Below are 2,682 nucleotides of genomic sequence, written 5' to 3' on the forward strand. Positions count from 1 at the left end.
GTCCAAAACGCCAATTAAAACAACACCAAACTCCCACTTTATATTCTGCATAAAATACAGTAATCGATTGAACCAAAATAGGAACTCAGCTATGGTTTGTTTATCAATAAAAATAAATAAAAAAACGAGTTAATCTACAGGCTCGTTATGAAGTACATATATGAATAGAGTTGATGCATTAGAAGAGATTGTAACTTTTGGACTTCATCGTAATGAAGCATTTTTAGAACTGGTTAATTATCCATTTGATAGTGAATTAGAGTTAATTAAAATTAACAATGAAATACTTATAACAGTTCTAAGAAAGTACAATTCAAATTTGATTTCTAGTAATGAACTTGAAGAATGGGCAAATTTCATTGAATGTCGTGATGATATTAATTATGAAGAAGTCGAAGGTTATATATCCACTTGCAAACCCTGAATTAATGGGGGAAGTCTGCCCTAAAAGCATATCTAAAATGTTGAAAATACTATCAACTTCATAACAAGTAGTAATTAGGATAATTAGGATAATTAGGATAATTAGGATAATTAGGATGACACCCATTCTAATTATTACGAAAAAAGCCAACTAAAACAGTATGAAGTGTTCATTTTTATATAATGAATCACGTAAAAAAGCTGAGCCATGTAGGCATAATGAAAGCAAAAATAGATAGCCGAATCGGACGACAATAGCTGTTTATTAAAGAATGGCAAACGACTCGGCTGTATCGAACCGGCTTTCCTTTAAATAAAAAGCGGAATATTACAGTGAATAAAGGCATGAATAAATTGACTTTACGAGGTCAAAGCAAAGTGAATGCCTTTATTTTACGCTGTGGCAACTGTATTGCCTTGTTCAAAATATAGAAAAGCTGCAAAACACGATGCATTAAGAAGGGTAAGCCCTTTTACCCTAAATAAAAGCCACTCAAGTACCCGTAATCCCGTCCAAAACGCCAATTAAAACAATATTAAACACTTCAATATTCTGCGTAAAAATACAGTAATCAATTGAACCAAAATAGGAACTCAGCTATGGTTTGTTTATCAATAAAAACAAATTTAAAAACGAGTTAATCTACAGGCTCGTTATAACCCTTTCTAGTGAGGTACTCGTGTCTAAAGGATTAGGTCAATGGAAAAATTCATTAAAGCCTGCTCAGATCGCAGAAGGAATGAATGCTGCGAATGATAATGCTCGACGTTTAATCGAAGATGCTGAAATATTATTTAATTTAAATCGATTTCCTTCGGCTATTTCTTTATCTATTTTATCAATCGAAGAGTCAGGTAAAGTAAGTATTTTACGAGAACTTGCATTAGCTAAAAATGGTGATCAAGTTAAAGACGCATGGAGAGCTTATCGCTCTCACACCAAAAAAAATGTTATGTGGTTATTTCCATCTTTAGTTTCAAGTGGGGCAAATCAGCTTGAAGAGTTTAAATCATTATTTGGTGAAAAGACTGAACATCCATTACTTTTAGACAACCTAAAACAAATTGGTTTCTACACTGATTGCCTTGGAAAGGCTCATTGGTCAATTCCCGACAAAGTTATAGATAAAGAAAGCGCAGAAAACATACTTAAAATAGCCAAAGTGATGTGTAAAGATAGTGTTTATACTTCTAAGGAAATAGAACTATGGGTAAAACATATCAAACCTGTATGGAAAGGTTCTATGGAGTTAATGAAAGCGGCCCTAAATAATTGGTTTGAGGAAATGGTCAAAGAAAACCTTATTACCGAAGGTGAGTATAGTTTTAAAGAATTTGTTGGGTAGCCTGCGGGTTATAACAAGAAAATCAAGCAGGACGCCTAACAGCTGGCTTTCGTTCGTGCCTCACTAATTTTAGCCAGCTATTATCCGCCTCTTATTTAGGCGTTGAGGCTGTAGAATTACTCTTTTTAGGAACGTATCCAACTATTCTTGGTTGGTTGCTTTTTAACCTTAAATCCATCTGTTCGCTGTGATCTAATAGATATTATTCACCCACGGTAAACTGTTATGGCACTTTCTTTGGGTGAGAAGTCAAGCCTGACTTATCCTGTCAAAATAAATTCATTCCTATCAATTTCGCTGAGCAAATTCTGCCTGGCACTTTTGAGTATGCCCTTTGTTATATTGTCGAAAATAAACTCGATTTATCGGGATTTGACGCGTGGTAAGAAATTAGCATGACACCCATCCTAATTTTTGCGAAAAAAGCCAACTAAAACAGTATGAAGTGTTCATTGTTATAAATAATTAATCACTCAAAAAGCTGAGCTATGTAGACATAATGAAAGTAAAAATAGACAGCCCAATCGGACGACGATTGCTATTTATTAAAGAATGGCAAACGACTCGCTTTCCTTTAAATAAAAAGCGGAACATTACAGTGAATAAAGGCATGAATAAATTGACCTTACGGGGTCAAACAAAAGTGAATGCGCAATGGCAACTGTATTGCCTTGTTCATAATATAGAAAAGTTGCAAAACACGATGCATTAAGAAGGTTAAGCCCTTTTACCCTAAATAAAAGCCACTCAAGTACCCGTAATCCTGTCCAAAACGCCAATTAAAACAACACCAAACTCCCACTTTATATTCTGCATAAAATACAGTAATCGATTGAACCAAAATAGGAACTCAGCTATGGTTTGTTTATCAATAAAAATAAATAAAAAAACGAGTTAATCTACAGGCTCGTTA

General features: G+C 34.1%; 3 protein-coding genes. All 3 read left to right on the forward strand.

The features are described from left to right. Positions 1-160: 160 nt before the first annotated feature. Positions 161-424 (forward strand): hypothetical protein, encoded by a 264-nt coding sequence (locus L647_RS01000000124140; protein WP_050581984.1) that lies wholly within the window; start codon positions 161-163, stop codon positions 422-424. Between the two features lie 679 nt (positions 425-1,103). Continuing rightward, the gene (locus L647_RS0112225; protein WP_024611340.1) at positions 1,104-1,769 is read left to right on the forward strand and encodes an AbiV family abortive infection protein; all 666 of its coding nucleotides are present in this window, start codon (positions 1,104-1,106) and stop codon (positions 1,767-1,769) included. Between the two features lie 499 nt (positions 1,770-2,268). Continuing rightward, a complete protein-coding gene (locus L647_RS1000000125840) occupies positions 2,269-2,481 on the forward strand; it encodes a transposase (protein WP_024611341.1) in 213 nt (70 codons plus the stop codon). The last annotated feature ends 201 nt before the right edge of the window (positions 2,482-2,682 follow it).

This window comes from Pseudoalteromonas sp. TB64, from assembly GCF_000498095.1.
In the GTDB taxonomy this organism is placed as follows: Bacteria; Pseudomonadota; Gammaproteobacteria; order Enterobacterales; family Alteromonadaceae; genus Pseudoalteromonas.